We start from the raw sequence: 24936 nt of genomic DNA, 5'->3' as shown, positions 1-24936 counted from the left end.
GCCGCCCGCGCGACGGACCCGGCGGCCTAGGACGCGTCAGGCGAGCGTGGCGTCGCGGTCCAGCGGGAAGATCGGCCGCCGCAGGTTCCGGTACGGCAGCCGGTGCAGGTCCTGGTCCACGCCCCCCGGCGTGAGCGCCAGCATCCAGTCGGCCGCCGCCTCGTACAGCTCGGGCTCCAGGTAACCGATCTTGACCGTGACCACGTCGGCCCCGGCGACGTCCACCCCCAACCGCCGGTACGACTCCAGCAGCCGGTACTGCATCCGCCGCGAGGTCAGGAACACGCTCAGCCCGCCGACGCGCACACTGGCCACCCGCCCGCCGTCGGGGTCGTCGGCCAGCGCCTCCAGCGTGCCCTCCAGCAGCAGCGGCCCCGGCGGCCGGCCGTCGACGCGGCCACCGGCACGCACGCTGACCGGCGACCCGATCGGCAGGTGCCCGATGCGCGCCACGGCCTCGGGGTCGAACAGGGAGGCGTAGACGGCGCGGGCCGAGCCGTCGCGGATCTCGGGCCTGGCCAGCATCCGCTCCAGGGCGTAGGTGACGTCGTCGGCCCCGCCCGCGCCCGGGTTGTCGCCCGAGTCGCTGATGAAGTACGGCCGGGCCGAGCCCTGCTTCAGCGCCGCGTCCAGGCACTCGTCCATGGACCCCGTGGGCGCGACGAAGGTGAACTCGTCGCGCGCGTCCCAGAACGCCCGCGCCAGCTCGCGGGCCGCCTGGTCGGTGGCCTCGGCGTCGGTGCCGGTGGCCACGACCGCTCCCATGCAGCGCGGCTCGTCGGCCCAGGCGAAGCCGATCCAGACGGCCGCGTCGATCACGCCGGGCCTGGCCTCGATCTCGGGGATGCGGGCGTAGAGGCCGCGGGCGGGTTCGAGACGGGTGCTGGTCATCTCGCCGGGCAGCAGGATCGGCACGTGGACCAGCGCCTTGTGCGGCCGGTCGGCGCCCTCCGCCCGCGAGCGCGCGAGGGCGTCCACGAGGTTGTGCGCGGCGCGCTCGCGGGTCTCCCAGACGTCCACGTGGGGTGCCGTGCGGTAGCAGGTCAGCAGGTCGCAGCCGTCGAACAGGGTGGGGGAGACGTTGCCGTGCAGGTCCATCGCCGCCGAGACCAGCGGCTCCGCGCCGATCACCGAGCGGATGGCGGTGATGAGGTCGCCCTCGGCGTCCTGGCGGCCCACGACGCTCATCGCGCCGTGGAAGTCCAGCAGCACGCCGTCGAACAGGCCCTCACCCAGGCCCTGGACGATCTCGGCCCGCCAGGCGTCGTACGCGGCGGGCTCGACCGCTCCCCCCGGCAGGGCACGGGCGTGCACGAGCGGCACCCACTCCACCTCGGCCGCCCACGGCTCGCCGAGCCAGCCGTACCTGTCGAGCAGGGCCTGGCCGCGGGTGACCTCGAAGTCGGCGGTGCCGCTCAGATGCGGTGAGAAGGTGCTGGACTCGATGTGGATGCCGCAGATGGCGATACGCAGGGACACTGTGGTGCTTTCTAGGAAGGACGGATGTCGGCTGTTTCGCGGAGCAGGTGGCCCAGCCCGATCAGGGCCGCGTCCGGGCCGGCGATGCTCGCCTCGATGGACAACGACTGGGTCAGCGGCGGCAGGCAGCGCTCGTAGAGCATGCCTCTGACGGCCGCCACGTAGACGTCCAGGCTCGACAGCGCGCCGCCGATGACGACGCTGTCCGGGTTGAGGAAGTTGACCAGGCCCGACAGGGCCACGCCCAGCTGGCGGCCGGCCTGGCGTACCAGGGTGACCACGACCGGGTCGGCGTCGAGGGTGGCGGCGACGACCTCGCGTGTGCCGGACACGGGAAGGCCGCGCCCGGCCAGCTCGCGGGCGAGCGCGGAGCCGCTGGCGACGGTCTCCACGCAGCCGCGGCTGCCGCAGGAGCATTCGCGCTCGCCGCTGTCGGCCACCCGTACGTGGGTGACGTCGCCGCTCAGCCCGCGCCCGCCGCGGTGGACCTGGGCGCCGGTGATCAGGCAGCCGCCGATGCCGGTGCCGGCCTTGACGTAGATCATGTCGCCGGCCTCGCGGCGGGTGGCGTGCTCGCCGATCGCGGCGGCCTTGGCGTCGTTGTCCACGACCGCGGTCACCTGGAAGCGCTCACTCAGGTCGCTCTGGACGTCGTATCCGCTCCAGCCCGGCATCCTGGCCGGGCCGACGAGCCGGCCGTTCGGGAAATCCACCGGCCCAGGCAGGGCCATGCCGACGGCCAGCAGCCGCTGGCCGGGCGCGTGGGCGGCCCGGACGTCCCTGAAGGCCCCGGTGATCTCGTCGAAGATGGCCTCGGGCCCTGCTCCTATATCGACGGCGATCTCCTCGGCCGCCAGCAGCACTCCGGAGGGTACGCAGAGCCCCACGCGGGCATGCCGGGCCCCCAGCTCGGCCACGGCGAACACACCGCCGTCCTCGCGCAGCCGCAGGATCCTGGGCCGGCGCCCCCCGGTGGAGGCGCCCGTGCCCTCCTCCAGGATCGCGCCCTCCTCCAGCAGGCGGCGCACCACGCTGGAGACCGTCGACGGAGCCACCTGCAGGGCCTCCACCAAATCCGCGCGGGAGGTGGCCTTGCCGCTGGCCAGCAGGCTCAGCACCTGCTCGCGCAGACTAGCGGGGTCCGACATGCCTCTCCTCCCTGACGGACACGGCAGAAGCCCATCATCGAGTACGAAGTCGATCACCGAAAGATGGCCTCAGCGGCGGACTCTATCCCGAAATAAGTAGGCTGACAAAAGTAGATTTTTCGTATTGACTTAACACTTAATCCTCTATACATTCACCGGCTGAACGGCCCCGGAGGGGCACATCCACGTCTCGACGAGGAGAATCATGGGGACGAGAATCCGCATCCTGAGCGGCGTGGTGGCCCTCGGGCTCGGCCTGACCGCCTGCAGCGCGGGTGCCGGAAGCAGCTCGCAGCAGCAGCAGAGCGGCTCACAGGGTCAGGACACCGTGACCGTGGCTCTGCGCACGCCCAACTGGATCCTGCCGATCTCGGCCCCCGGCTTCACCCAGGGCGAGAACGACATCTTCGCCACCGCCTTGTACCGGAAGCTGTACTCCTTCAAGCTCGACGGCTCCAGCCCCGACAACGTCGACCCCGACCGCTCCCTGGCGGCACCGCCCGAGGTCAGCGACGGCGGCAAGACGCTGACCATCACGCTCAAGGACAACACCTGGAACGACGGCAAGCCGATCACCACGAAGGACGTCAAGTTCTGGTGGGACCTCGTCTCCGCCAACAAGGACCAGTGGGCCTCGTACAAGCCCGGCGGCTTCCCGGACAACATCGCCAGCTTCAAGGTCAAGGACGACAAGACCTTCTCCATCACCACCAAGCAGGCCTACAACGCGGCCTGGTTCGTGGCCAACCAGCTCAACCGCATCGTGCCGCTGCCCCAGCACGCCTGGGACAAGGGCGATCCGAAGACGACCTTCGAAGAGCTCACCGCCGCCTCCAAGGACCCCAAGTCCTACGCGACCAACCCGCTGTGGAAGACCAACAGCGGCCCGTGGAAGCTGCAGAGCTACGTGCCCAGCGGCGAGGTGGTCCTGGCCAAGCAGGACACCTACTCGGGCACCGACAAGCCCAAGCTGAACAAGGTCGTGCTGCGCCCGTTCACCGGTGACGACGCCGAGTTCAACGTGCTGCGCGCCGGCCAGATCGACTACGGCTACATCCCGCCGGCCAACCTGTCGCAGCAGTCCTACCTGGAGTCCAAGGGCTACGACGTCTCCCCCTGGTACGGATGGTCGATCACGTACCTGCAGCTCAACTTCAACAACCCCAAGACCGGCGTGCTGTTCAAGCAGCCGTACCTGCGCCAGGCGCTGCAGATGCTCATCGACCAGCCCACCATCAGCAAGGTCATCTGGTCCGGCATGGCCCAGCCCACCTGCGGCCCGGTGCCGCCCAAGCCGGGCTCGCCCGGCGGCCAGGGCTGCGTCTACCCCTTCGACCCGGCCAAGGCCCAGCAGCTGCTGGAGAGCAACGGCTGGAAGGTGACCCCGGACGGGCAGACCACCTGCGAGGACCCCGCCCGCTGCGGTGAGGGCATCGCCAAGGGCACCCCGCTGAACTTCACCGTGACCAGCCAGTCGGGCTTCGCGGCCACCACCAAGATGTTCGCCGAGATCAAGTCGCAGATGGCCAAGCTCGGCGTGCAGCTGACCATCAAGGAAGTGCCCGACTCCGTCGCGGTCACCCCGGCCTGCAAGCCGGACGAGTCCAAGTGCGACTGGGACATGTCCTTCTTCGGCTCCCAGGGCAGCTGGTACTACCCGGCCTTCGCCTCCGGCGAGCGCCTGTTCCAGACCGACGCCCCCGTCAACCTCGGCAGCTACAGCAACCCCGAGGCCGACAAGCTCATCGAGAAGGCGCAGTTCTCCGCGGACGCCAGCGCCCTCCAGGAGTACAACGACTTCCTGGCCAAGGACCTGCCGGTGCTCTGGATGCCGAACCCGGTCTACCAGATCTCGGCCTACAAGGCGGGTCTGCAGGGCGTCGAGCCGCAGGACCCGATGAACCTGATGTACTTCCAAGACTGGTCCTGGAAGAGCTGACCCTTGACCCGGTACCTCCTCACGCGCCTGGGTCAGGCCCTGGTCATCGTGATCCTGGTGACGCTGATCACGTTCGTGATCCTGCACCTGCTACCGGGAGGCGCGGCGCGGGCCATCCTGGGCAAGGAGGCGACGATGCAGCAGATCGCCGCCTTCGACCACCAGATGGGGTACGACCGGCCGCTGTGGGAACAGTACGCGCTGTACCTGCGGCGGCTGGTCGGGGGCGACCTGGGTTACTCCTTCCAGCTCAACCAGTCGGTCACCGAGGCCATCAGCCAGCGGCTGCCCAAGACCATGCTGTTGTCGGTGGCCTCGACCGTGCTCGCGGTCGTGGTGGCCGTCCCGCTGGGCGTCGTGCAGGCCGTACGCCGTAACCGCTGGCCCGACTACACCATCAACGGGCTGTCGTTGCTGGCGTACGCCACGCCGATCTTCTTCATGGGTCTCATGATGATCATTCTGTTCTCCCAGGTGTGGCCGGTGCTGCCGCCCGAGGCCCCGCAGGGCTTCACCCTGGCGGAGGTGCTGGCCGATCCGGCCGGGCTGGTGCTGCCCGTGGTCACGCTGGCCATCCTCACCGTCGCGGTCTACTCCCGCTACATCCGCTCCTCCATGGTCGACAACCTGAACGAGAACTACGTCCGCACGGCCCGCAGCAAGGGCCTGTCGGAGAGCCGGGTGATCGTCGGGCACACGCTGCGCAACGGGCTGTTCCCGGTCATCACCCTGCTCGGCATGTACCTGCCCGCGCTGTTCAGCGGCGCCCTCGTGGTCGAGCGGCTGTTCAACTACCCGGGCATGGGGCTGCTGTTCTGGCAGGCGGCGCTCAAGCGGGACTATCCGATCCTGCTCGGCGTCACGCTGCTGATCTCGGTGGCCACCGTGGTCGGGGCGCTGATCGCCGACGTCCTCTACGCCGCGGTGGACCCGCGGGTGCGGCTCAGGGCAGGTCGCGCATGACCGCCGTTCCGCACGAGGAGGAGGCGCCCGTCCGCGGGATGTGGCGCCAGGGGCTGGAGGTCTTCGTCGAGAACCGGCTCGCCCTGGTGGGCGTGGGCCTGTTCGTCGTACTGGCGATCTTCTCCTTCCTCGGGCCGCTCGTCTACCGGACCGACCAGGTGCACACCGACCTGGCCAAGGTCTTCCTGCTCCCCGGCACGGAGGGGCATCCGCTCGGCACCGACGGCGTGGGCTACGACCAGCTCGGCCGCCTGATGCTGGGCGGCCAGACCTCCATCGTGGTCGGCCTGGCCGCGGGCCTGCTGGCCACGGTCGTGGGCACCGTCTGGGGCGCCATCGCCGGGTTCGCCGGGGGCTGGCTCGACGCGGTCATGATGCGGGTGGTCGACGCGATGATGTCGATCCCCGCCCTGTTCCTGTTCATGCTCATGGCCTCGATCGTCACGCCCACGGTGCCGATGCTCATCCTGATCATCGGCGCCTTCGCCTGGCTCGGCCCCGCGCGCCTGGTCCGCGGCGAGGCGCTCACGCTGCGCACCCGCGAGTACGTCATGGCGATGCGCGGCATGGGCGGCACCGGCGGGCGCGCGGTGCGCCGGCACATCATCCCGAACGCCATCGGCACGGTGATCGTCAACGCCACCTTCCAGGTCGCCGACGCGATCCTCTACGTGGCCTACCTGTCCTTCCTCGGCCTGGGAGTGCCGCCACCCGCGGCCAACTGGGGCGGCATGCTGTCCGACGGCCTGTCCGACACCTTCAGCGGCCACTGGTGGCTGCTGTATCCGCCGGGAATCGCCATCATCCTCATCGTCCTCGCCTTCAACTTCATCGGCGACGGGCTGAGGGACGTCTTCGAGGTCCGCCTCCGGCGGCGTTAGCGGGAGTTTCGTACATGGAGGCAGCCAACCAGCCGCTGTTGCGGCTGCGTGACCTCAGCACCGACATCGCGCTGCGGCGCGGCACCGTCCACGCGCTCGACCAGGTCAACCTGCAGGTCGGCCAGGGCGAGACGCTCGGCATCGTGGGCGAGTCGGGCAGCGGCAAGACCATGACCGTACTGTCGATCATGGGACTGCTGCCGACCGGCGGCCACGTCGTCGGCGGGGAGATCCTCTTCGACGGCCGCGACCTGCGCGGGCTGGAGGACAAGGAGCTGCGCAGGGTGCGCGGCGTCGAGATGGGCATGGTCTTCCAGGACCCGCTCACCTCGCTGAACCCCACCCTGCGCATCGGCGCCCAGGTCGCCGAGCCCCTGCGCGTCCACCAGGGCGTCAGCAAGGCCGAGGCGCGCGAGCGGGCCATCGAGATCCTGCGCCGGGTCGGCATGCCCCGGCCGGACAAGATCGTCGACGACTACCCGCACCAGCTGTCCGGCGGCATGCGCCAGCGTGTGGTCATCGCCATGGCGCTCATCCGCTCCCCGCGCCTGCTCATCGCCGACGAGCCGACCACGGCGCTGGACGTCACCACCCAGCGCCAGATCCTTGAGCTCATCGACGACCTGCGCGAGGAGTTCAGGATGGCGGTCATCCTGGTCACCCACGACCTCGGGGTGATCGCCGGCCGCGCCGACCGGGTCGCCGTCATGTACGCCGGGCGCGTGGTGGAGACCGCCACCACCGCCGAGCTGTTCCGCTCGCCGCGTCACCGCTACACCGAGGCGCTCATGCGCGCCCTGCCCGAGTCGGCCCAGCCCGACTCCGACGGGGCCGGCCGCCTCTACAGCATCCCCGGCCTGCCGCCGGACCTGTCCCGGCCGCTGACCGGCTGCCGCTTCGCGCCCCGCTGCCAGTTCGCCACCGACGAGTGCCGTACCACCGACGTCGGCCTCACCCCGGACGGGTCGGGCACCGGGCACGAGTTCGCCTGCCTGCACCCGGTCACCGGACCGGTCACGATCGCGGCGGCCTCGCCGTCGGTCAGGACCGCGTCCGAGGTCTCCGACCCGCTCCTGACCGTGCGGGACCTGGTCAAGGAGTACGACGCCGGCGGCACGGGGGTCCGCCGGACCGCCGGCCGGGTCAGTGCGGTAGCCGGTGTGTCCTTCGAGGTCGGGCCCGGCGAGACGCTCGGGATCGTGGGCGAGTCCGGCTGCGGCAAGTCCACCGTCGGCCGCATCGTGGCCGGCCTCGAAGCCCCCACCGGCGGCCGGATCGTGCTGGACGGCGCCGACCTCGCCACCCTGGACCGGGGCGCCCGCCACCGCATGCACCGGCAGGTGCAGCTGATGTTCCAGGACAGCTACGCGGCCATGAACCCGCGCATGCGCATCGACTCCATCCTCACCGAGCCGCTGGAGATCCAGCAGGTGGGCGACGCCGGCGCCCGCCGTGCCCGGGTGAGCGAGCTGCTCGACCAGGTCGGCCTGCCGCGCCGGGCGCTGGAGCGCTACCCGCACGAGTTCTCCGGCGGGCAGCTGCAGCGCATCGGGCTGGCCCGTTCGCTGGCGCTGTCGCCGCGGCTGATCGTGGCCGACGAGCCGGTCAGCGCGCTGGACGTGTCGGTCCAGGCGCAGGTGCTCAACCTCATGCGCGACCTGCAGCGCGACCTCGGCCTGTCGTACGTGTTCATCAGCCACGACCTGTCCGTGGTCGACTACATGGCCGACCGCATCGGCGTGATGTACCTCGGCAAGCTGGTGGAGGTGGGCCCCGCTCACCAGGTGGTCCGCGCCCCGCGCCACCCCTACACCCAGGCGCTGCTCGACGCCGTGCCCACGCCCGACCCCGGCCACGCGCCCAGCCCGGACACGACCATCCGCGGCGAGCTGCCGAGCGCGCTCAACCCGCCGACCGGCTGCCGTTTCCGCACCCGCTGCCCGCTGGCACAGGACATCTGCGCCACCGAGCCGCTGCTGCAGGGCGCGACGCACCAGGTCGCCTGCCACTTCCCGCTGCGCGAGGAGCCCCCCGCGAGCTGACCGCCCACCGTCCCCGTCATCCGTCCGGGCGGCGGGCCAGGACCCGGCCCGCCGCCCGGCGCGTTCTCACAGAGAGCCGTTACGCCACGGACCGGTGATGGCGAACGTGATGCCGGGGGTCTGGATGTTGGCGAAGAGCCACTGGCCGCGCTCGGGTTCGAACGTCGAGCCGGCCCACTCCCGCGTCGAGTAGTCGCCGGGCGGGATCCCCGGCTTGCCCTGCACCCCGTCGGGGATGACGACGTTGTTGGCGGCGAACGGGAAGACCTGGCCGCGGGTGGTCAGGCCGTGCATGTACTGCACGCCGCTGCCGTCCTCGCACACGACGATTCCGCCGCGCGGGCTGACACCGATGTTGTCGGGGTTGCTCAGCACGTCCTGGCCGGGCGAGGCGAACAGGATGCGCAGCCTGCCCCGGCGCGGGTCGTACTCCATGATCTGGCCCAAACGGCTCGGCCCGCCGCTGGTCGACACGATGTAGATCAGGCCGTTGCCGTACCAGGCGCCTTCGAGGCGGGAGAAGGTCGCTCCGCCCTTGGCGACGCCCTGCTGGGTGGGGGTCGGGGCGCCGGGCGCCGGGTCGGGCTCGTCGATGGTCACCCATGAGGTGTCCCGGTAGACCGTACCGGCGGGATCGGCCGAGGTGTCGTACGTGGCGTCGCCGATCTTGAGCATCTGCAGCACGCCGCCCCTGCTCAGGTCGCCCCGGCGGCGCGGCAGGAACCGGAACAGGCCGGCGGCCCCGGCGTCCTCGGTCTCGTACACGTAGCCGGTCGCCGGGTCGACGGCGATGGCCTCGTGCTCGAAGCGCCCCATCGCCTTGAGCGGGCGGGGATCGCCCTCGCCGTCGTTCGGGACCTCGAAGATGTAGCCGTGCCGCGTGCCGCTGACGGGATTGACGTCCAGCGTCTCCTCGCACGTCAGCCAGCTGCCCCAAGGGGTGGGCCCGCCGGCGCAGTTGCGTACGGTGCCGGACAGGCTGGCGTGGCTCTCCACGAACTTCCCGTCGTCCAGGTCGAACGTGATCGTGGTGGTGCCGCCGCCGGCGTCCGGGTCGTACGCCGGGTCGGTGAACCTGCCGGAGAAGCCCCCCACTTCGTGGTTGCGTACGAGCCGGACCAGGTCACGCCGGCGGCCGCGATGCCGGTCGTCCTTGACGCGGAAGGCGGCCATGCCGTCGTGCAGAGCCGGGGTGGCCACGCCGTCGCTCATCGGGTCGCCGGTCCAGCCGTGGCTGATGTACTCGAACCCGCGCGGGAGCAGGAGCAGGGGCAGGCCGGTCGTGTGGTCGCGCACCGGTAAGAGCGGGCCGTAATCGGGGCTGAACGGCCGTCGGGCCTGCCGTTCGTCCGAGTCGGCCCGCGCCGAGCGGGCCGCGAGTGCGTCGAGGGGCGCGAGCGCCGCGGCTCCGGCCAGGGCGGCCGTCCCCGCCAGCATGGCACGCCGGCCGACGGCTGATGTGGTTTCGGTGGGCTGGATGTCGTCCATGAATCCTCCCAACACGCTGCGTACGGTTCGACCGTGAAGTCGTACGCGGCCCGCGGGGTGTATTCCGCGAGGCCGCTACCCAACAGTGCGATGAACGGATCAGTACGACAAGACGGAAGATTCACGCGATCGTGATGACCTCCGGGCGGGTGCTGGTCGAGCCGTCCGGATTGGTGATCGTGAGCGTCCGGTCCCCGGGAGCGGCGCTGTGCAGAACGTGCGCCGTCACCAGCAGGGTCGTGCCACCCGTGGTCACCTCCACCCGCGTGACCCGCACACCCAGCCCGAGATCGACCCGGGCCGCCGGGTCGAAGCCGGTCCCCTCGACGACCAGCTTCACCCCGGTGGCCCCCGGCGGGATCGGCTCGGCGGGGTTGACGGACACCTGGCCGATGGCGGCGGGCTGCGGCGTGCACCGCTGCCAGAACGGCGCCAGCGTGGTCACGATCCGGCGGCAGGAGCAGTTGTCGATGGTGACGATCTCGCCCTTGGCGTCCACCTCGACCATCGCCAGCACCACCCACGGGTCGGTCACCGGCGGCGGGCAGGGCGCGGGCACGCCGTTCAGGAACTGGTCGGGCGTGGGCGGCGAGCCGGCGTGCGAGGGCGGGCACTCGGGGAGGAAGGCCACTGCGTAGCCGTCGCCCACGCGCGAGTACTCGCAGGCCGCCTCGTCGCAGCCGCATCCGGAGGTGGGCGTGCGGACCGGCCGGCGCGGCTCCTCCACGTAGCGCAGCGCCACCCACACCTTGCCCGGCTGCCCGCGGCCCACCGGCTCGCCGCACGGCCCGAACGGGTCGTCGGCCATGACCGTCACCCCGTCGGATCGCAGGTCCACCACCTGCTCCTTGGGCACGCACAGCTCGTTGCCCGCCGGATCGAGCAGGTAACCGGGGGTGATCCGGAGCCGCCACGGCTCGTCGGCGGCGCACACGAGAGCCCCGTACACCACCCCCCAGCCGTGCATCATGCGGTTGTGCCGGCGCAGCCTGGCCAGGGCGTAGTCGCCCGCCTGGTTGAGCTCGGTGTGGGTGACGAGCTGGCGGGGGAAGAACCGCGGCCGTTCGTACGTGTCGTGCATGGTCGCCCTCATCAGTCGTGGGTGGATTCGAGCAGCGCCAGGAGCAGCCGCATGAGCACCTGGTTCGTCGGAGAGACCGGCCGTACCGTGATGTCCGGATCGCCCTCGGCGTGCGGCGGGCAGTCCTCGATCTGGAGCGCGGCCAGCACGATGCGCGGGTCCGCGGCCGGGGCGGGACAGTCGCGGGTCACCAGCCGGGCCAGCTCCGCGTAGTCGACCCTGCCGCCGCGGACGAGCCGCCCGCCGGGCGAGGGACGCCTGGTGGGCGGGCACTCGGCGCGGAAGGAGACGGCGTAGCCCTCCCGCAGGGTGCCCGGCATGCAGGGCGGCGGGTCGTCGCAGTCGCCCGCGTGCACCGGCATCGGGTCGGCGACGCATTCCTGGTAGTCGAGCAGCACCTGGACGCACGCGTCCTGGCGGCAGTCCCGGCCGTGCTCCACGGCCTCCTCGAGCACGTCGTCCGGGATGGGGATCCTGGCGGACGCGCGGGGCACCACGACCCGCCGGCCCCACCGGTCCACGGCCAGGCCGGGGGTCACGACGACCGCCCGCCCCGCGTCGGCCAGGTGCACGTCCAGCCCGCACACCACGCCGTGGCCCAGGGCCAGCCGGTTGAAGGTGCGCTCCTGCCGCAGGAAGTAGTCGGTCTCCGTGGTGAAGGTCTCCACGGTCATCAGCTGGCCGTAGAAGTAGTTGTTCCTGGTCGGGGCCCGCAGGTGGTCTGACATCACGCTTCCTTTCCGATCGGTCCGAGTACGGTGGTGGCGCCCAGCCGCGGCACCGGCGGGCCGGCCAGCGCCAGCACGCCGGACCCCGAGGGGGCGGGCTCGGCCACGACGCTGTCCACGCCGAGCACGGACTGCACGCCGAGCCGCATGCGCGGTTCGATGACGCAGACGTGGAAGGCGGTGTGCGCGGGGCTCTCGCGCTCCACCACCTGCCGGACCGCCGCCGGCCGCGCGTCGCCCCGGTAGATCCGCACGGCGAAGCGGTGCGCGACGCTCTCGAACAGGGCGGTGCCGGGTGAGGGGTCGAGGAAGGAGGCGTCCAGCGTGACGCCCGCGCCGAGCACCGCGCCGCCCGGCTCGCCGACCGGCACCATCGTCCCCAGCCCGAGCGGCTGCTCGCCGAGCATCCACACGTGCGTGTGCTGGAGCGGCTCGGCGATGACGGCCCGCGCCCCGGTCTCCGCATGAATGGCCGCACGAAGGCCGGCGGCGGTGCCGCGGCGGGCGTGGGTGGCCAGGGCGCCGGCGAGCGCGTGCCGACCGTGCCGCGGCGGAAGGCGCAGGCCGAGCCGGGCGGCCAGCTCGCCCGGTTCGGCGGTCCGCGGGTCCAGCCGGTCGGGCAGGTCGGTGATCCGGTCGCGCAGCTCGTCGAAGCCGCTCTGGAACAGCGCCAGGAACCGGCGGAGGAACTCGCGCGAGGCCGGGTCGCGCTGGTAGACCCGGGGCAGCCGCTCCAGGTACGTACGGTGATCGAAGTCCACCCTGAGCTGGGAGAGCACGGGAGTGCTCAATCCGTCACCGGTGAGGCGCACGCCGATCCAGAGCCGGTCGAGCGGCCTGCCGGCGATCGTGGTGTGCGGGGCGTCGGGCGCCGCCGGTCGCCAGGCCGGGTCGTCGGGCGGAGCACCGGCGGGTTCCGCCGAACTGAGGTAGAGGCGGAAGTGGGAGCCGGAGATCCGGGCCCGCACCAGGTGCAGCGGATCGCGGTGCGGGCTGGGGTTGGCGATCGGCCCGCCCCACACCACGCCGTGCTCGCCGTACGCGCCCTCGGCCGCGAGCCGTACCGGGACCTGTGTGCCTCCCCGGTGAACCAGCAGCTCGTCCCCGTCGATTCCGACGGCCGCGACCGGCCCGGCGAAGCCGCGTGCCCGCCCGGCCCGCTCGCCGTCCGCGAGGAACACGGCCAGCTCGCGGCGGTCGTTGTCGCCCAGGTAGACGTAGTCGCCGCGGACGGCCAGCCCCCCCGGCCGGGCCAGCCCGGTCGGCCAGGCCCGCCCCTCGGGAAGGACGGTCACCGTCCCGCCGGCCAGCAGGAAGACGCGCCCGCCGGCGGCGGCCACCTCCTCGGCGTACGGCAGGCCGGGAGCCCGGTTGCCCCACCGGTCGATGACGTGGACCGCGTCACGACAGGCGACGTACACCGTGCCCGTGTCGTCGACGGCCAGCGAACGCGGCTCGGGCAACCCGGTCCAGCTCTGCTGCGGGCGCAGCGTCCTGGCGTCGAGGACGAGCACCCGGTCGTCCCCGGTGTCGGCGACCAGCAGCGCCCGGCGGGCAGGATGATAGGCGAGCCCGCGGGGTTCGCACAGGCCGCCGAAGCAGGCGGCGGCGTCGCGCCGGCAGTCCGGGACGACGTACAGGCGGTGCCCGTCGGTGAAGTAGACGGCGCCGCCCGGCACCGCGACGACCCCCAGGACGCCGGTCGGCGCCGCGCGGCCGTCGTCGGCGACGGCGCCGAGGGGCAGGGGGTGCAGCCGCAACGAGCCGTCCGCGCCGAGCCGCAGGCCGGACCGCTGGAAGCCGAGCCAGCGGCCTTCGCCGTTCAGGTAGCGATGGGTCATCAGCTCTCGATCCCGAACCAGGTGACCGCCCACTCGGCGCGTACGGCGGTCAGGATCGCCGCGAGGGCCGCGCCGCCGACCTCGTGGCCGGGGCTGAGCAGCGGCACCCGGCACCGGAACGAGGTGCTCGACGGCTCCTCGACGTGGGCAGGACCGTCGAACACGGTCACCGTGCCGTCGCCTTCGTACGGGACGGTCAGGGGCCGCTTTCCCGCCACCCTGGCCGAGTAGCAGGGCACCTGGGCGAAGCCGGCCGCCTCGGTGTCGATGGTCGCCTCCACCCCCTGGACCGGCGGCTGGTCCCCGACGGGGACGCTCCACCACGTCCACTCGGCGTAGGAGGTGTCACAGCGGATGCGCGGCCGGTCGGCGACCCTGGAGGTCCTGCGCTGGGCGAGCGAGACGTCCGCCGCGAGCACGCACTCACGCACCTGCGAGCGGGCCAGGATGATCATCAGGCCCGCCTCGATGTCCACCCGGTGACGCGGGTCGACCGGCCGCAACGTGCCCGAGACGTCGTGCTTTAGCCGCACCCAGGTGAACGCCGGCCGCTCCCGCAGCCGTACGATCCCGCGGGGCGCGCACGCTCCCTGCCGTGTCTCCGCCTCCTCCAGCTCCTCATCGGCCGGGTACGACACCGTGAGGTCGAAGAACGCGGGCCCGCCGCAACCCTCGCCCGCCACCGGCGGCACCGGCAGTCGCTCGGTCTCGGTCAGCACGATCTCGCGGCCGTTCGCGTCCAGCGCGTACCCGGCCTGCACCAGGACCGCGCTCGCACCGGCCGGCCCGTGCACGGCCAGCCCGGCGCCGATGCCCGGCTGGTGCAGGCTCCGGTTGTGCAGCCAGCGCAGCTCGCGGTTGACCGCCTCCAGGCCGTCCAGGTCCTCGGCGTACAGTTGCTGGCCGTCGAAGAAGCGCAGCCGTTCGGTGTAACGGGTGTCCATGCTCATTCCCCTTCCAGGAGGTCGACCGGCCGGCTGACGGCGATCCAGCAGACCGACCACCGCTCCGCCAGCGCGATGCCCACGAGCTCCACCGGCCCGGTGTCGCCGCCCAGGCCCCGCATGGCCAGCCGGAACACGAACCCGGCCGCGCTGACGTCCTCGACGTACGGCACCAGGACCGGCACCCGCGACCGCCCACCGGTGGCGAGCCAGCCGAAGTAGCAGGGCGTGTCGGTGAAACCGTGCGCGCCGGCGTCGATCGCCACCTCGACGCCGTACGCGGCCCGTGGGCCCGCCCAGGGCCGCCACGGGGTGCCGTCACCCGGGGTGCTGCCACTGGCGACGTGGGGGTTGTCCACGGCGGCCGGGTGGGGGATCCGCTCGTGCAGGGCGCGCAGCCGTTCCTGGTAGGCCAGTTGGTCACGCAGGTCACGGGCGCGCAGGAGTTGCCCGGACCGGTGACGCAGTCGTTCTAGTCGCATGCCCGCTCCACCTCGATCGTGTGCTCGCCCGCGGTGACCAGCCCGAGCGGGCCGACGCGGAGGTCGCCGCACGCCGGTTCGCCGCCGGCCAGCAGTTCGACGCCGGACACCCGGTCCACCCCCGGCACCTGGTCCAGCACGGCCAGCGCCTCGGTCCGGTGGACGTCCCGGCCCAGCGGCCAGGTGAGCGGGTCGAGCCAGGCGTCCAGCGCGCGCAGCACGTCCTGCCGTACGGCGGCGGGGTCTGCCGCGGGGATGACGCGCAGCCGCGCGCGTACCGACACCTCCGTGTAGACGGGACCGGTGAGCTCGAACCGCGAGCCGAGCGGCCGGTGCCGGCACAGGTGACGTGCCACCGCGCGCAACAGCCTGGGGCTCGGCACCGGACGGCCCGCGGGCAGGTACGGCACCAGCACGACGGTGATCACCCCGGGCGCGGGCACGCCGGGGAGCGCGGGATGCACTCCGGCCAGTGCCGTCACCCTGGCCAGCCGCACTCCGGGGGTGGCGGCGGCGAGCTCCTCGCAGTCCGCGAGGGTGATCGCCCGGGTCGCCCGATCGAGCAGCCCTTCCGCCCGGCCCCACGTGTCGGCCACACTCTCCGCATCCGCGCCCCCGGCGGCGGGCGACACGTGAGCGACCCGCACGCCGGTCACGCCCAGCGCCCGGTTGTGCGGCGTGTCCGCCAGGGCGAACTCCTCGGCCCGGTTGCCGGCGGCACCGCCGGTGCGGCGGGCCAGGGCGACGATCGGCGCTCCCCTGGGCGGCACCCGGCCGCGCTCGCCGTCGCCGAAGCTCAGCAGGCCGGTCAGCGGGTCGAGGACGGCATGCGCGTCGGCGGGCCCCGAGCCTCCGAGGTCGTCGCGCAGCCGCCAGCGCCGCCAGCCCGGCTCCAGCGTCCAGATCTCGGCGGCCACCGGGGCGGCGGGCAGCCGGTGCCGCTGCCCCGGAGCGTCGTCTCCCCTCCCGAGCAGGCACGCCTCGACGGTGAGGTGGGCGGGGGAGCGGTCCAGGACGAACAGCCCAGGGGTGCCCGGCCGGCCGGTCTCCAGGTGAGTGATCGCGCCGGAGCCGTCCAGCCGGATCTCCGCGTGGATGGTCGTGCCGGGCCGCACGGTGCCCGTGATCACCGCGCCGGGGGCGATCGGCCAGGTCAGCGTGCCGATCGGGGTGGCCTGCTCGGCGCGTACGCCGTTGACGGCCAGCTCACGCACGACCGGCGGCGCGTCGAGATCGCCGCCGACATAGGCGCACCTGATGAGCGCGGCGCCGGGGGTGCGAAAACGCACCGAGCCGCTCCTGCTGAGCCCGAGGGTGCCGTCCTCGACCTCCAGCGACCGCCAGCGGCCCCGCAGGTGTCCCTCCCACCGGGTGACGACCTCGGTGCCCTCGGCCGTGATCGCGAGAGCCGTACCGGGTGGCAACGGCTCGCTGAAGCCCAGCACCAGGGCCTCGCCCGGCCGGGTGAACGGGGTGAACGGGGAGCCCGTGGTCACCTTCCCGCCGGCCGCCTCGACCGAGGTGAGCCGCACCCCGGTCGCCAGGACCGGTTCGAGCGTGCGGAAGAGCAGCCCGTGCGGCCCTGCCAGCTCGGTGGTGGCCGGGACCACGACCCCGTCCCCCGACAGCGCGAGGGTGACCGTGGCGGGTACCGCGGGCCGGCGCCGCAGGCCGACCAGGGAGAGCATGGTCTGCCGCAGCCGGTCGGAGATCTGGTCGAGCTGGAACAGGTCCATCTCGGCCACCCAGGCGAACAGCTCGGCCAGCGTGATTCCCGGATCGGACACGTTGTGGTCGGTCCACCCGGGCGCCCGGTACGGGATGAGCGAGCGTGCCTCGTCGACCAGGTCACGCCAGCGCCGATCGTCCAGACGGGGCAGCGGGAAGGGCACGGGTCAGCCTCCGATCACGTTCAGGCGGACGTCGCCGGCGGTGGCTAGCCGGCCGTCCGGCACCGGCACGTTGTCGGCGTGGCTCACGCCGCGTGCCGTCAGGACCAGTTCCTCCAGGTGGTCGACCCCGTCCAGCCCTTCCAGCAGGGCGGCCAGCCGGGCCACCGGGACGTCCCCGCTGCCGTCGCGTGGCTGGAAGAAGCCGTTGATCGCCTGGCGGGCGGCCTGCTCCACCGCCCCGGCCGCGGACCGCGAGCGCGGTACGAGCGTCACCGTGACGTCCACCGGCAGGTAGTCGGGCCCGGTCACGTTGAGCCTGGCCGTGGCGGGGGCGCGGGCCGCGAGCGTGCGCGCCACCTCCTCGCGCAACGCCGGCGACGGGTACGGCCGCGGCTCGGTGCTGTGCGGGATGACCACGACGGTCACCCACCCGGCGGCGGCCCGTCCGGACACGTCCAGGCACGGGTACGCCCACGCGCCGGCGACGGCCGGCAGGGACAGGGCGAGCGCCGCGTAATCCGAGGCGGTGGTGGCCCGCCCCCGGGCGTGGATGAGGCCGGGGCCCCGGCGGAGCAGGGCCGCCACCGGCTCTGGCGAGGACCCGCCGTCGGCCGCGCCCGGATTGTCCACCGTCTCGATGGCCACCGCCGCGCCAAGGACCTGGGTGATGCTGTGCGGCGGCAGATTGCCCTCGGGCCCGCCACCCGCGTGGTAGGCGGTCGCGACGACGGCCGCGCCGTCCGGCGGCACCATGCCGTGCCGGCCGTCACCGAACAGCACCAGCCCCCGGTGGTGGTCGACGGCGAAGTGCCGGTCGGCGGGCCCGGACGCCCGCAGGTCCGGCCGGTCCTGCCAGGTCATCCAGACCTCCGTCACCCGCCCGAGCCGGTCGTGGACCAGCCGCGGCGAGCCGGTGCCCTGTGGGGGTGGAGAGGTCGTGGCCGCGAGGGCGCGCCACTCGACCTCCGCCCGCCTGCCGGACAGTTCCCGCACCTCGATCCCCGGGCCGGGCAGCAGCGGCAGCACCCGGAAGGGGAAGGACTGGCCGGGCGTACCGGTGCTGACGCCGAGCGGCTCGCCGGTCACGGTCTGCCGCTGCGCCACCGGCACCGCGTTGAGGTGGATGGCGTGGACCTCGGGCTGCCCCGGCGGGCCGTCCTGGGCGAGGCGGGCACGCAGCCAGTGGCGGGACTCGCCGAAGCGGGGGTGCGCCCGGCTGCCTTCCGGGCCGATGAGCCGGACCGTGCCGGGCACCGACAGGTTGAGGGTGCCGTCCGCCACGGCGAGCTCGTTCCAGTTGAGGCCGTCGAAGTATTCCCAGGCCAGTAGCGGGGCGTCGGGCTCGTCGGCCAGGTCGAGGAGCAGCCCGACGTCATCGACCGGCAGCTTGCGGTCGAAGCCCAGGTAGAGCGCGGGCGTCTCGTCCGACACCGGGGAGAACGGGGTCGCGGCCCGGCCGTAGGCGAAGTCGTTGTAGGTACGGAAGGTCTCGGGGGCGACCGGCCCGTCCTGCCAGGTGTAGCCGAACCGGAGATCGGCCAGCACCGGCGGCTGGCCCACGACGAACTCCAGCCCGCCCTCCAGCGTGCGGACCACGCCGTACCCGCCGCTGAGCAGCCTGGCCCGCAGCCACCTGCCGCGCTGCCCGTTCACCTCGGTCTCCGACAGGTCGCGCGGCACGGTCAGCTCGAAGAACCCGTGTCCCCTGAACGCGCCCGGCGCGTCGCCCGTGCCGTCCACCGGCAGCGCCCGCCAGCCGTTGCCGTCGAAGTACTCCCAGCTCACCAGGTGGGGCAGCGGCTTCGCGCCGGTCGGCGGGGTCAGCTCGTCCTCCGGCGTACGGGCCGGCCGCAGGTAGACCCGCACCCGCGCGCCCGGCCGGCCGAGCGCCTCCTCGCTGCGCATGTAGAGGGCCGCACCCGGCTGCGGCTGCACGCCCAGCGGATGGAACGGCCTGGACAGGTCCACCTCGACCCCGTCCGCGACGGCCTGCTCCGGGGCCGCCAGGTCGAGGCCGAAGGTCACGGTCACGTCGCCGCGGTCGAGCCGGTGCTCCTGCGGGAAGCCGCCCAGCCGCACCACGACGGTGTCCCCCGCCTCCGCGTCCAGGACCACCTCGCCGTTGACGTCGGTCGCGCCGTCGACGAGGTCGCCGGTCGGACCGCCGATGAGGTCGCCGATCGGACCGCAGGTCGACCCGCCGATCAGGTTTCCCGTCGGACCGCTGATCGACCCGCCTATGAGGTCTCCCGTCGGATCGCTGGGCGGGCCGTCGGCGGAGTCGGTCGGGTCCGTGGCCGGGTCCTCGGTCGAGGGCCGCTCCAGCAGCGACACCGGCACCCCGGCCAGCGGCACGCCGCCCCCGTCCCGGAGCCGGACCAGGACCTTGCCGTCACGGCCCCCCACCCGCTCACCCACCCGCCAGATGGACGCGTACGAACGGGTGAGCGTGGTGGACAGGGTCACCGCCGACACCTCGGGCAGCACCCTCGCCGGGTCCGCCGGGAGGGTCTCCTCCAGCCGCGCCCGGATCCACCGGGACCGCACGCCGTCCACCTCGCCCGGCTTGGACTTCGCGCACTCGGCCCGCAGGACGTAGCTGCCGTCGCGGGTCAGCCCGGCGCAGGAGTCGCTCGCGTCCAGGAACGGCCGCCAGTCCGCCCCGTCCCAGTATTCCCAGGCCAGGTCGAGCGGCCGGTCGGAAGGGGTGCTCAGATCGAAGCCGACGGTGACCTCGGCCCGCCCGCCGAGGTCGAGCAGCCGGTCGTGGGCGAGGTAGAGCAGGTGCGGGGTGTTCCGCAGCAGCCGGGGGTCGAACGGCCGCAGCGGCCCCGCGGGATCGTGCGCGACGTACTGGTCGCGCCCCGGCCACAGGCTGACCACCTCGGCCAGCCGGGCGCCCGCCAGCCCCACCGCCTGCTCCGTCTCGAAACTGATCTGCGCCTGCCCGCCCGGTGGCGGCGGCGCGGCGAGCCGGGTGCCGGCGGGCAACCGGGCGTCCGGCGCGCCCTCGGCCAGGGTGACCACCACGGTGGCCGAGGCGGGCCTGGCGGGGCACGGCCGGACGCCGAGCAGGTCGAGCAGGACGGCGTAGTGCTTGTCCGGCGCCAGGCCGAGCCGCTCCTCGATGATCGCCAGATAGCGGGCCGCGATGTCGAGCAGCGCCGCGCCGGGGTCGTGCTCGCCCGGCGTCCACTCGGGGACGTAGCCGGGCCGCAGGTCGCCGAGGTTCACCGCCCCGCACCTTCCTCCAGGTAGAAGGGGTAGACGAGGTTGTGCAGGGTGTTGGTGGCCCGCACCCGGTAGCGGATCTCCACGTCCACCCTGGAACGTTCCGGCAGGCACGCCACCGACTCCACGTCGATGCGCGGCTCCCAGGTGATCAGGGACTCGCGTACCCGGTCCTCGATCCCGGCCAGGGTGACCGGGGTGACCGGCTCGAAGACGAAGGCGGACAGCCCGGCGCCGAAGTCCGGGCGCATCACCCGCTCCCCGGGATCGGTGCCCAGGATGATGAGGATCGCCTGCCGTACGTCCTCCTCATGGGAGGCGGTCGCGGTCTGGCCCGCCGGAGTCACGCCGGGCGGGAAGGCCCAGCCCACGCCCAGGAAGTCCGGCATCGGCTCACCCGCCGATCAGCACGGTCGGGCACCCGGCGGCGATCGGGTTGGGCGGGCCGCTCTCCACCAGCTGGTCCCCGGCCCGTACGGCGGGCCGCCCGTTGATCAGCACGGTACGGCTGCCCATGACCACCGCGCCCCCGACGTGCGGGACCAGGACGGTGACCAGCGGGCATACGTGCACGTCGCCCACCCGCCAGGCGGGCAGGCCGCCGATGAGCACGTCGGGGCTGCAGCCCGGCGGGCCGGGCGTCAGCGGGGTGCCGTGGCCGGTCGGGTCGCCGAGACGGGCGGCTGGAAACATCCGGGTCCTCCCCTAATTGATCTTGATGGGCTTGCCCTGCTGGACGAGCGGGCCCTTCGCGGTGATGTCGATCAGGCCGGCGCTCAGCGTGAGCTTGGCCGTGGCGCTGAGCTCGATGTTGACCCCGCTGATCACGACGGTCTGGTCGCCGTCCCGCAGGGTGATCTTCAGTGAGCCCGCCGGGTTGGTCAGCTCGATCTCGGCCGGCCCCACCGTGATCTCGTGCCCGGTGGCGCAGCTGATGGAGATGCTCTGCCGGGCGTCGTCCAGCTCGATGCGGTGCCCCCCGATCCCGCCGGTCAGGCCGCTCTTGATGACCCGCTTGGTCCTGGCGTCGAGAGGATTGCCCACCGGTGGGCTGTTGACCAGGCTGTACATCCCGCCCAGCACGAACGCCTCGGCACCGGTCACGCCGATCAGCACCTCGTCGCCGATCCTGGGCTGGAAGAACAAGCCCGATCCCGGGCCGCCGCCCGCCGCCACCAGGCGGGCCCAGATCTCCTGGTCGAGTGCGGGCACCCGGACCAGGACGTTGCCCTGGGGCAGCGCCTCGCAGTCGTTGACCACCACACCGCTGAGCAGCCGCGTCGAGGTGGGCTCGGCGCTCTTCTCGCCCGAGTCGTACAGCCTCATCGGAACCAGACCTCCTTGCGCACCTCGAACGCGGTGCGATAGCCACTGGCGTCGACGGTGTGGGTGGCCTGGGTGACCCGGTAGAGACCGCCGAACCGGGCGCCGAGGCCGTCCAGCGAGATCAGCCGGCCCGCCTTGATCCGGGTGTCGCCGATGGCCGTGCCGCTCCCGGTGAGCCGGTTGTTCAGCCGGGGGATCAGCTCGCCCAGGATCTTGCGGGGCGCGGTGGCAGGGCCGTCCGCATCGACGGTCAGCGACCCGGTCCGCGCGGCCTCCGGATAGCGGAGCCCCGGATAGACCTGCAGGTCGAAGCGGCCTCGGTCGTAGTCCCAGCCGAGCGACACCACGAACTCGGCGTTGATCGCCGACACCCAGATCCGGCTGGACACCGTGGCCACCTGGCCGACCGTGGTGATGCGCGGGCTGAAGTCCACGATGGACTCGCCCCAGCGCAGCGTGGCCGCGGGGGCGGCGTCCTGCCCGGTGAACTGGAAGCGCAGCACGTGGCCGCGCGGGGCGGCGGTGTGGTCGATGAACATGTCCCAGCCGTTCTCCCGCGCGATCCCGGACAGGAACTCGAAGTCGCTCTGCCCCTGCTGGATGCGGATCGACCGGGCCGCGTCGGCGGGGTTGATCGCGTACATGGCCAGCAGCGTCAGGAACGACAGCGCCGCGCCCACCGGATCGACAACCGGGACCAGCAGGTCGGTCGCCGAGACCGCCGCGGCGATCACCGGGTCGGGCAGCGGGAACTTCCCGATGCACGGCAGGCTGATGGCGAATGCCCGGTCCCTGGCCCCGATCGTCATCCGCTGCATGAAGTCGTGGGCGACGACCGTGAGGGTCGGCGGCCCCGAGGAGGGGAAGGCCGCGTCCACGCCGGTGATCTCGCCGGTGAAGACGATCTCCAGCGGGTCGGCGGCATAACCCAGGCTCAGCTCGACCGGCGCGTCCACGGCGAGCAGCGGATCGTCCAGCCAGCGCAGTCGCTCGTCGGCGATGCTCACCTCCAGCCGGTTCGCCCCTTCCAGCCCGTCCTGATAGCGGATGGCGGTGACGCTCGCGCGCATCGCCGGCGGCAGGGGCCGGCCGCCGACGGTGACGGTGAAGGCGGGCGCGTACTGCTTCACTCCTCCACCTCCCAGGTCACCGGGTTGACGTAGGGCAGGGCGGGCACGTGCAGCGCGTCGCCCGGCGCGATCTCGCGGGGGTCGGCCAGGCCGTTGGCCAGCGCGATCGGCCGCCACTTGGCCGCGTCGCCGTAGAGCCGGGCGGCGATCGAGGAGAGCGTCTCGTCACCGGCGACGACGTGCTGCTTGCTGTAGTCGGCGGTCTGCAGGTTGGCCGCCCTGGCCGCCTGCTCCTGGTCCACGTACTCGATGAACGTGCAGGACATCCGGGCCCGCACCGGGGTGCCGTCGGGCATGAACAGGATGTAGCGCTGGCTGGCCCTGGTCAGCACGCCGCGGAAACTCCAGGCCGCCATCGCCACCTCGACCACCGGCGGCGCGTGCAGATCGGAGTCCAGCTCCATGAACGCGGCGACCTGCCCGGTCTCCGTCCTGACGTCGGTCTTGGGCAGCTGTTCGTTGTCGTAGGTGTCGAAGAAGAGCTCGATCTCCAGCGTGCGCTGGTTGCCGCTGACGAACTGCACGATCGGCGAGCCCAGGCCGGGCACGCCCTGCACGGCGAAGGCGTTGTCCTTGCTGACCGTGAACTCCTCCGGGTTGTAGCGGACCTTGACCCGGCGGCCGGCCTGCGGGCGTCCCGTCGCGTCCAGCGGGGTGATCGTCAACCTCTCCAGCGGCATCGTGGCTCCCTCAGATCCGTCCCAGCCGTTCCCGGTGCGCGACGATCCGCCGGTCGATGCGGCGCAGCACGTCGTCGGCGATCCGCTCCAGATCCAGCGCGGGCGCTCGCGCCTCCGTCACCCGTGGCTCCGCCTCCGGTACGGCCTGCCGCAACGCCCCCGTGACCATCGGCCCGGGCACAGCCTGCTGCGGCCGCCCCGAGGGAACGGCCTGCCTCACCGCCACCACGGGACCGGCCGGGACCGGCGCGTGCGTGCCCGGCGAGCCGACCTGGCCGCGCCACTCGCGCGCGGGCCGTTCGACGCGGGTGTGGCGGCGCTGCGGCGCCGTGGACCGGGTGCTGTCGTGGCGGAGCGGCGCCGTGAACCGGACACCGTCACGGCGCGTCAGCGGGGAGCCCGCGTGCCGCTCGCGAGCGGTCCGGTGCGGGGTGAGGACGGTGGTCGTCCGCGTGCCCCGAACGGTCAGCCCGACCGGCCGGATGCGCACCGCGCGGAGCGGGACCACCGCCGACCGCGCGGGGCCGGTGAGGAGGACCGCACGGGTGACGACGCGGATGTTCGCGGAGAACGTATGGCGCCTGCCGCCCGGCACCGGACGCCACAGGCGGAGCAGGACCAGCGGCGCGACCGGGCGGCGCACCGGCCGGCGCCCCCGGCGGGCCGCCAGCCGGGCGGCCCAGGCGACCCAGCGGTTCACCCGTCCGTCTCCACCATGCGCCGGTTGATGGCCGACACCTCGGCCACCCACCGCCGCCGGTCCGCGTGCTCCAGGTCGAGCAGGTCGGGGAGCGGCCAGTGGAAGTGGTAGGCGAGGAAGGCTACCTCCCCGTAGAGGGAGTCGAGGGGGTAGCCTACGATCCCCCCGCACCGCTCACCTCCAGTTCAGCCCGGTGCTCGCAGGAGGGGCACGCGGCCCGCGCCTCGCCGGTCAGGTTGACCTCGTTGTAGAAGTCCTGCAGGTAGGCGAGGTCGGCGGCGAAGACGCTCTCGATGACCTTGGGCGTGACCGCCTCCAGGGTGCCGAGCCGGGTGATCACCCGGGAGAGCAGGATGACGATGAGGTAGGCCTCGTTGCCCTGCACCCGCGGGTCGCGCAGCGGCAGGATCTCGTCCGCCGCCGTCGCCATGCGCATGACGCCGTCGCGGTGGAAGGTGCCCTCCTCGTCGAGATAGCCGACGGGCAGCCGGAAGGGGCGTTCGGTGGCGATCACTACTCTCTCCTCAGCCGCTCGTAGGCGATTTCGAGCGTGTCGATGGCGACGGCGGTGCCCGTGGCGTTGAAGTCGGGGCCGTCCCACTTGGTGGGCCAGGCCTCGAAGAAGTTCCAGCGGACCTTCTCGGTCATGCCGTCGAGGTCGTAGACGATGATCGAGCCGTTCCGGCGGCTGATCTTGCCGATGGTCACGTCGACGAACCAGTCGAACAGGTCCCGCGAGTCGGTCAGCCCCCATTTGAGCGTGAGGTTGGAGTATTTGGCGAGGTTCGGGAGTTTCCTGATGGCAGGGCCGTCCTTACCCTCGCGATAGTCGGCCGGGTCGACGGACGCGGAGAACCCGGTGCACTCGGTGAACCCCGCCTGCGTGATGCCGTCGATCTCGACGTGGAAGTTGAAGCTCCGGTACGGATCCACTGGCCTGGGCATGGCCTGCTCTCCTCTC

General features: G+C 72.7%; 22 protein-coding genes and 1 pseudogene. 4 read left to right on the top strand and 19 right to left on the bottom strand.

Translation table 11 applies throughout. From position 1 onward, the window contains the following. Positions 1-36: 36 nt before the first annotated feature. Positions 37-1479: a M81 family metallopeptidase gene (locus BLS95_RS35330; RefSeq protein ID WP_218136136.1), complete on the bottom strand. Its 1443-nt coding sequence runs from the start codon at positions 1477-1479 to the stop codon at positions 37-39. Between the two features lie 11 nt (positions 1480-1490). Then, positions 1491-2627, bottom strand: a complete 1137-nt coding sequence (locus BLS95_RS35325) for an ROK family transcriptional regulator (RefSeq protein WP_090941704.1) — start codon at positions 2625-2627, stop codon at positions 1491-1493. Between the two features lie 205 nt (positions 2628-2832). On the opposite strand from BLS95_RS35325, the gene BLS95_RS35320 reads away from it, so the two are divergent. From BLS95_RS35320 to BLS95_RS35305, 4 genes and pseudogenes are all read left to right on the top strand, one after another. Beyond that, positions 2833-4566, top strand: a complete 1734-nt coding sequence (locus tag BLS95_RS35320) for a peptide ABC transporter substrate-binding protein (RefSeq protein WP_090941702.1) — start codon at positions 2833-2835, stop codon at positions 4564-4566. A 3-nt stretch (positions 4567-4569) separates the two neighbouring features. Next, complete coding sequence (locus tag BLS95_RS35315) at positions 4570-5529, top strand: ABC transporter permease (RefSeq protein WP_090941699.1); 960 nt, start codon at positions 4570-4572, stop codon at positions 5527-5529. Then, complete coding sequence (locus BLS95_RS35310) at positions 5526-6410, top strand: ABC transporter permease (protein ID WP_090941697.1); 885 nt, start codon at positions 5526-5528, stop codon at positions 6408-6410. The genes BLS95_RS35315 and BLS95_RS35310 overlap by 4 nt, the downstream gene beginning before the upstream one ends. A 14-nt stretch (positions 6411-6424) precedes the next feature. Continuing rightward, positions 6425-8362: pseudogene (locus BLS95_RS35305) on the top strand (dipeptide ABC transporter ATP-binding protein); the annotation flags it as partial. 156 nt (positions 8363-8518) lie between these two features. Here the strand turns inward: BLS95_RS35305 and BLS95_RS35300 are convergent. From BLS95_RS35300 to BLS95_RS35225, 17 genes are all read right to left on the bottom strand, one after another. Then, positions 8519-9940, bottom strand: coding sequence for an alkaline phosphatase PhoX (locus tag BLS95_RS35300; protein ID WP_090941693.1), 1422 nt, complete (start codon positions 9938-9940; stop codon positions 8519-8521). A gap of 121 nt (positions 9941-10061) precedes the next feature. After that, positions 10062-11021 (bottom strand): hypothetical protein, encoded by a 960-nt coding sequence (locus BLS95_RS35295; protein WP_090941691.1) that lies wholly within the window; start codon positions 11019-11021, stop codon positions 10062-10064. A gap of 11 nt (positions 11022-11032) precedes the next feature. Continuing rightward, positions 11033-11749 carry a hypothetical protein gene (locus BLS95_RS35290; RefSeq protein WP_090941689.1) on the bottom strand — a complete coding sequence of 239 codons (717 nt, stop codon included), beginning with the start codon at positions 11747-11749 and terminating at the stop codon, positions 11033-11035. Then, positions 11749-13590, bottom strand: a complete 1842-nt coding sequence (locus tag BLS95_RS35285; protein WP_090941687.1) for a hypothetical protein — start codon at positions 13588-13590, stop codon at positions 11749-11751. Before BLS95_RS35285 ends, BLS95_RS35290 begins: the two co-directional genes overlap by 1 nt. Further along, positions 13590-14534, bottom strand: a complete 945-nt coding sequence (locus tag BLS95_RS35280) for a hypothetical protein (RefSeq protein ID WP_090941685.1) — start codon at positions 14532-14534, stop codon at positions 13590-13592. The genes BLS95_RS35285 and BLS95_RS35280 overlap by 1 nt, the downstream gene beginning before the upstream one ends. A 2-nt stretch (positions 14535-14536) precedes the next feature. Next, on the bottom strand, positions 14537-15016 hold the full coding sequence (locus BLS95_RS35275; RefSeq protein WP_090941683.1) for a hypothetical protein: 480 nt from the start codon (positions 15014-15016) through the stop codon (positions 14537-14539). Next, positions 15007-16908, bottom strand: a complete 1902-nt coding sequence (locus BLS95_RS35270; RefSeq protein ID WP_090941681.1) for a putative baseplate assembly protein — start codon at positions 16906-16908, stop codon at positions 15007-15009. The genes BLS95_RS35275 and BLS95_RS35270 overlap by 10 nt, the downstream gene beginning before the upstream one ends. A gap of 3 nt (positions 16909-16911) precedes the next feature. After that, positions 16912-20142: a baseplate J/gp47 family protein gene (locus BLS95_RS35265; protein ID WP_090941679.1), complete on the bottom strand. Its 3231-nt coding sequence runs from the start codon at positions 20140-20142 to the stop codon at positions 16912-16914. Then, on the bottom strand, positions 20139-20528 hold the full coding sequence (locus tag BLS95_RS35260; RefSeq protein WP_090941677.1) for a GPW/gp25 family protein: 390 nt from the start codon (positions 20526-20528) through the stop codon (positions 20139-20141). Before BLS95_RS35260 ends, BLS95_RS35265 begins: the two co-directional genes overlap by 4 nt. A 4-nt stretch (positions 20529-20532) precedes the next feature. Beyond that, positions 20533-20832: a PAAR domain-containing protein gene (locus tag BLS95_RS35255; protein ID WP_090941676.1), complete on the bottom strand. Its 300-nt coding sequence runs from the start codon at positions 20830-20832 to the stop codon at positions 20533-20535. 12 nt (positions 20833-20844) lie between these two features. Next, entirely contained in the window at positions 20845-21465 is a 621-nt protein-coding gene (locus tag BLS95_RS35250; protein WP_090941673.1) for a phage baseplate assembly protein V, read from the bottom strand. Further along, a complete protein-coding gene (locus BLS95_RS35245) occupies positions 21462-22595 on the bottom strand; it encodes a phage late control D family protein (protein WP_090941671.1) in 1134 nt (377 codons plus the stop codon). The genes BLS95_RS35250 and BLS95_RS35245 overlap by 4 nt, the downstream gene beginning before the upstream one ends. Further along, entirely contained in the window at positions 22592-23275 is a 684-nt protein-coding gene (locus BLS95_RS35240; RefSeq protein ID WP_090941669.1) for a CIS tube protein, read from the bottom strand. Before BLS95_RS35240 ends, BLS95_RS35245 begins: the two co-directional genes overlap by 4 nt. A gap of 10 nt (positions 23276-23285) precedes the next feature. Then, positions 23286-23975, bottom strand: a complete 690-nt coding sequence (locus BLS95_RS35235; RefSeq protein WP_090941667.1) for a hypothetical protein — start codon at positions 23973-23975, stop codon at positions 23286-23288. Then, positions 23972-24136 (bottom strand): DUF6760 family protein, encoded by a 165-nt coding sequence (locus tag BLS95_RS59930; RefSeq protein ID WP_425434770.1) that lies wholly within the window; start codon positions 24134-24136, stop codon positions 23972-23974. The genes BLS95_RS35235 and BLS95_RS59930 overlap by 4 nt, the downstream gene beginning before the upstream one ends. Further along, positions 24130-24489 (bottom strand): hypothetical protein, encoded by a 360-nt coding sequence (locus BLS95_RS35230; RefSeq protein WP_090941665.1) that lies wholly within the window; start codon positions 24487-24489, stop codon positions 24130-24132. Before BLS95_RS35230 ends, BLS95_RS59930 begins: the two co-directional genes overlap by 7 nt. Then, positions 24489-24920 carry a phage tail protein gene (locus tag BLS95_RS35225; protein WP_090941664.1) on the bottom strand — a complete coding sequence of 144 codons (432 nt, stop codon included), beginning with the start codon at positions 24918-24920 and terminating at the stop codon, positions 24489-24491. The genes BLS95_RS35230 and BLS95_RS35225 overlap by 1 nt, the downstream gene beginning before the upstream one ends. Positions 24921-24936: the final 16 nt, after the last annotated feature.

Source organism: Nonomuraea jiangxiensis (assembly GCF_900099965.1).
Classification (GTDB): Bacteria; Actinomycetota; Actinomycetes; order Streptosporangiales; family Streptosporangiaceae; genus Nonomuraea; species Nonomuraea jiangxiensis.
This window is presented reverse-complemented; position numbering and strand designations above follow the sequence as displayed.